This window comes from Bullifex sp. (assembly GCF_034103065.1).
GTDB lineage: Bacteria > Spirochaetota > Spirochaetia > Sphaerochaetales > Sphaerochaetaceae > Bullifex.
In genome coordinates this window covers 1-4,765 of record NZ_JAXEGN010000139.1, presented here as the reverse complement: position 1 = coordinate 4,765, position 4,765 = coordinate 1, and the positions used below count along the sequence as shown (strand labels likewise).

Below are 4,765 nucleotides of genomic sequence, written 5' to 3'. Positions count from 1 at the left end.
CATCAAAGCTTAAATTATCACAAGGTAATAAGAAATCCTCAAATGGTGGTTTTGCAAATTTTGCAATGACAGGTATGATGATTGGACTTTGTGCTACATTCGTAGGCTCATATATTGCTACCGCATTTGTTAAAGCAAATTCTACACCATTAATTACCCTCCTCGTCTCTGGGGTATTTATGGCTCTTTTTGATTACCTTTCAAAGAAGTTTTCAACTTCTTGGCTTGAGAACTTCTCACTCTCTCTTGCAATGCTTGCCGGAATGTTTGCAGCAGTAATCGCTAACTTATTTTAAGGAGGGATAAACTATGAATGAAGAATTTAACTTTGAAGAATATCAAAACGAGATACATAGAACTGGTAAAACAATGCTTTCAATTGGTGTAATCATGCTATTATCATGTCCATTTATAATGGCATACGTAACTGGAAGTACTATTGAATGGCCTGCTTTTTTCAAAGCAATTGTATCTGTATTAATTGTATATGTTCCATCATGTATCGTTGAATATTTAATTTATGTCCCATTACTTGGTTCTGGTGCATCATATTTAACATTTTTAACAGGAAACATTACAAACCTAAAGCTTCCTTGTGCATTTAACTCAAGGGATATGGCTGGTGCAAAGGTAGGAAGCACAGAAAATGAAATTATTTCAACACTATCTGTTGCTACAAGCTCTCTTGTAACAATGTTAGTAATTTTTATTGGAGTATTATTACTAATTCCACTAACACCAATACTTCAAAATCCAGTAATTAAACCTGCTTTTGACAACGTACTTCCAGCCCTATTTGGAGCTCTTGGTTATCAATACTTTAAGAAAAGTATCAAGATAACAGTTTTTCCACTCTCATTTATGGTATTATTATGTTTAATTGTTCCATCTATGATTAACCAAACAAGCTTCTTGTTAATTGCATGTGGAGCAATTGCAATTGGACTAAGTTACGTATTTTTTAAAAAAGGAATGTTAAAATGAAATATGAAGAAAAGCTATCAAAGATGATTCAAGTCGAAACAGTAAGTGTTAGAGGAGAATTAACTCTTGAAAAGTTTGAAAAATTTCAAAATCTATTGAGAGAGCTCTTTCCAAATGTATTTAAAACAATGGAATTTAAATCTTTCGATGGGGCGATGCTTTTAAAGTGGAAAGCAGAAAAACCAACCAATGCCCCTATTTTATTTATGAGCCACCAAGATGTTGTTGAAGCAACAGGAAAGTGGACTTACCCTCCTTTTTCAGGGAAAATAGTTGATGGAAAAGTTTGGGGACGTGGTACAGTAGATACAAAGGGTGCACTCTTTTGTATTTTCCAATCCCTTGAAGAATTAATTATTGAAGGCTATAAGCCAAATGTAGATGTATATATTGCTTCTTCAAATACCGAAGAGGTTGCTGGTGATGGGGCTCCTAAAATTGTTAAATACTTGCAACAACAAAAAGTACACTTACAGTTCTTAATTGATGAAGGTGGTATGATCAAATCAGAGCCTCTTAAGGGTGCTAAGGGTCGTTTTGCTATGATCGGAACACTTGAAAAAGGAACATGTAATTTCAAGTTTATCGCAAAGGGTAAAGGAGGACATGCATCTGTTCCTGGCAAAAACACTCCACTTGTAAGACTGGGACAATTCATGGCCTCAGTTGAGAAGGATGATCCATTTGAAGCTAAATTAAATGATACCACAATAGAAATGTTTAGACGCCTTGGACCAACTATTGATGGTCCTCTTGGCTTTGTCCTACGCCATGCAAAGGGATTATCACCTTTATTAAATAAAGTTCTTCCTAAAGTAAATCCTCTTGCTACCGCAATGATAAAAACTACAATGGCATTTACTACTTGTTCTGGGTCAAATGGGTTAAATGTACTTCCTGAAACAGCGTATGTTACTGGTAACTCAAGAGTAATTCATCACCAGGATGCAGATGAAACTTATAGAATTATTAGTGAGAGAGCTAAGCAATTTGATATTGAAACTGAAGTAATTTATTCGTCTACAGCTTGTCCTGTTGTTGATCATAACGGTAAAGAGTTTAAGTTAATTGAAGATACAATTAAAGAAATCTTTCCAGGAGTAATTCCTTCACCATATGCAATGACTGGAGGTACTGATGCAAGATTCTTCTCTCCAGTAACTAAAAATGCAATTAGATTTGCTCCACTAGAAATTAATGAACAGCAATATGGTTCAATTCATGCTATTGACGAAAACATCAATGTAGATGTACTTCCAAAGGGTGTTGAATTCTATAAAGCAATCGTAAAGAAAATGTAAAAAAATATCTGCCACGTGGTAATTCATGTGGCAGACTATTTGTACTTTATTAAATTAATTTAAAACCTAATTGTTTTGCTTCCTCTATGGCTTCATCTTGCCATACAGAAGCTTGAACTTCACCAATATGAGCCTTCTTTAATAGGAACATGCAAAGTCTACTTTGACCAATACCTCCTCCAATTGTTTCAGGGAATTCTCCATTAAGAAGTCTCTTATGCCAATAAAGGTCTTTTCTTTCAAGGGCATTTTTTATCTCAAGCTGTCTTAAAAGCGCTTCTTTATTTACTCTAATACCCATACTACTTAATTCTAATGATGCACCTCTAACATGGTCCCATACAATGATATCACCATTAAGCCCCTTGTAGTCATCATAGGTAGGTGTTGACCAATCGTCATAGTCAGGAGCTCTACCTGAGTGTGGCTCACCATTTGCAAGCTTATTACCAATACCAATTAAGAAGATAGCACCATATTCCTTAGCAAGTGCTGCTTCCCTTTCGTTTGAACTTAAGTTAGGATAGCGCTTTAATGCATCTTCAGTATGGATAAATGTAATCTTTTCAGGAAGCACAGGAGTTAATGCAGAATAAGTCTCATGAACTAAGAACTCTGTTCTCTTTAAAGCTGAATAGATTTCATTTACTACATACTTTAAGAAATCAAGGTTTCTTTCATTATCACCTAATACTCTTTCCCAGTCCCACTGGTCCACATAGATTGAGTGAATGGCATCAATATCATCATCTGGACGAAGAGCATTCATATCTGTATAAATACCAAAACCTGGTTTAATTTGGTAATCAGCAAGAGCCATACGCTTCCATTTAGCAAGGGATTGGACAATCTCCATCTTGCTATTATTCATATTACCAATTTCAAATCTAACAGGCCTTTCTACACCATTTAAATCATCATTAATACCACTACCTGCTTTAACAAATAAAGGAGATGTCACACGTGATAACCTAAGAGCTCCACTTAGTTCTCTTTGGAAAATATCTTTTACAAGTTTTATTGCTCTTTCTGTCTCTCTTTCAGAAAGAATTGGGAAATAGTTATCAGGGAAAAATTTCATTATTTTACCTCTCTAGAGAAAGATGATAAACTAATTAATATTTGTAATTCAAGATAAAAAAAATTATTTATTATTAGCATTTTATTATATTTTTTTTCTTATATTAAAATAAGTTACAAACACAATATTACAACATCTTGACCAAAATGAAAAAAGATATTATTTATAGATGTGACAAAAGACGAGGTATGAAAGGATTCTTTTTGGAGGAATTATGACACAAAAAGAGATAAACATGATCCTTAATAAGACCATGGATTGTTTTAATAATTATTCTGTTGTTGAGGTTTATGCACACATTCAAGCTTATCGTCGTGCATTAACTAAGGAATCTAATAGCAAAGTATCTTTTTCTGAAGCTTTAGATTGTTATATCAACGATGTTTTCCAGCCTGTAATGATTCATCTAACTGAAAATAAGATTTTAAAACATATTGTTAAAAAATATGGACTCTCTTATGCATATTTAATTATTACAGAGTGTTTACTGGATAGTAAAAAACTCACCCGTGATGAATATCTATCAAAGGTGAGCTTTAGAACAGAGGATCTTAAAAAGAAGATTGCAGCTTAATACTCAAAATAAATACTATTCTTTACCTTTTCAGCAGCCTTTTTACCCTCTAGCATTTCAACGAGTGTAAAGCCTAAATCCCAGGCATAAGCTGCACTCTTTGCTGTTACTAAGTTACCATCTCTAACTACTCCCTCTTCAGAGAAGTTAAAGCCTGGGTAATATGATTCACAGCCAGGATAACAAGTTGCTTTTTTACCCTCTAATAATCCTGCAGGGCCAAATACAACAGCAGGAGCTGCGCAAATTGCTGCAATTATTTTTCCTTGTGCATGCTTAATTACAACTTCATTAACATCAAAGCTTTGAGCAAGATTAATGCTACCTGGCATTCCACCTGGTAAGAATACAACATCAAACACTTCATCTTTAACATCAATAAGTTTAGCATCACAAAAAACCTTTACTCCATGACTTGATTGAACAACTAAATCATCTGTAATTGATGCTGTAACGGTTTTTATGTTTCCTCTAATTAGAGCATCAACAACTGTTAATGCTTCAACTTCTTCAAAACCATGAGCTAAGATTATTAATGCCTTTTTCATAGTACCTCCACTACTCCACCATAGCGTTCTGCCTTCTTTAATAGCTGAGCACTATGAACTAAGATTCTTTCAGTTTCCTCCCAGCCAATACAAGCATCAGTAACAGAAACACCATACTTTAATGAAGATTTATCACCACAGATTGGCTGGTTACCTTCAAAGATATTACTTTCAAGCATAAAGCCTCTGATAGCCTTTTCTCCCCAAATTACTTGGTCAATTACATTTCTTAATACTCTTTTTTGTCTTGAAAAGTTCTTTCTGCTATTTCCGTGTG

General features: G+C 34.2%; 6 protein-coding genes and 1 pseudogene. 4 read left to right on the top strand and 3 right to left on the bottom strand.

Annotated elements, in window-relative coordinates:
• The 3 genes from SOY52_RS05525 to SOY52_RS05515 form a co-directional block, all read left to right on the top strand.
• Positions 1-296 (top strand): DUF5058 family protein (locus SOY52_RS05525; RefSeq protein WP_320847972.1); only part of this gene is annotated, 296 nt, incomplete at its 5' end.
• A 13-nt stretch (positions 297-309) separates the two neighbouring features.
• Positions 310-984, top strand: a complete 675-nt coding sequence (locus tag SOY52_RS05520) for a hypothetical protein (RefSeq protein ID WP_320847971.1) — start codon at positions 310-312, stop codon at positions 982-984.
• A complete protein-coding gene (locus tag SOY52_RS05515; RefSeq protein ID WP_320847970.1) occupies positions 981-2,285 on the top strand; it encodes a M20/M25/M40 family metallo-hydrolase in 1,305 nt (434 codons plus the stop codon). Before SOY52_RS05520 ends, SOY52_RS05515 begins: the two co-directional genes overlap by 4 nt.
• 49 nt (positions 2,286-2,334) lie before the next feature.
• Here SOY52_RS05515 and asnA read toward each other — a convergent pair whose 3' ends face one another.
• On the bottom strand, positions 2,335-3,366 hold the full coding sequence (gene asnA / locus SOY52_RS05510) for an aspartate--ammonia ligase (RefSeq protein WP_320847969.1): 1,032 nt from the start codon (positions 3,364-3,366) through the stop codon (positions 2,335-2,337).
• A 214-nt stretch (positions 3,367-3,580) separates the two neighbouring features.
• Between asnA and SOY52_RS05505 the strand changes: the two genes are divergently transcribed.
• Complete coding sequence (locus tag SOY52_RS05505) at positions 3,581-3,940, top strand: hypothetical protein (RefSeq protein ID WP_320847968.1); 360 nt, start codon at positions 3,581-3,583, stop codon at positions 3,938-3,940.
• Here the strand turns inward: SOY52_RS05505 and SOY52_RS05500 are convergent.
• Positions 3,937-4,488, bottom strand: a complete 552-nt coding sequence (locus SOY52_RS05500; protein ID WP_320847967.1) for a DJ-1 family glyoxalase III — start codon at positions 4,486-4,488, stop codon at positions 3,937-3,939. The two genes, SOY52_RS05505 and SOY52_RS05500, sit on opposite strands and share 4 nt — an antisense overlap.
• Positions 4,485-4,765, bottom strand: a pseudogene (locus SOY52_RS05495) (3-deoxy-7-phosphoheptulonate synthase); the annotation flags it as partial. The gene SOY52_RS05500 and the pseudogene SOY52_RS05495, both read right to left, overlap by 4 nt.

Coding starts and splice junctions, on each gene's coding strand:
- SOY52_RS05515 (WP_320847970.1), top strand. CDS start 981: ATGAAATATGAAGAAAAGCTATCAAAGATGATTCAAGTCGAAACAGTA.
- asnA (WP_320847969.1), bottom strand. CDS start 3,366: ATGAAATTTTTCCCTGATAACTATTTCCCAATTCTTTCTGAAAGAGAG.
- SOY52_RS05505 (WP_320847968.1), top strand. CDS start 3,581: ATGACACAAAAAGAGATAAACATGATCCTTAATAAGACCATGGATTGT.
- SOY52_RS05500 (WP_320847967.1), bottom strand. CDS start 4,488: ATGAAAAAGGCATTAATAATCTTAGCTCATGGTTTTGAAGAAGTTGAA.
- SOY52_RS05520 (WP_320847971.1), top strand. CDS start 310: ATGAATGAAGAATTTAACTTTGAAGAATATCAAAACGAGATACATAGA.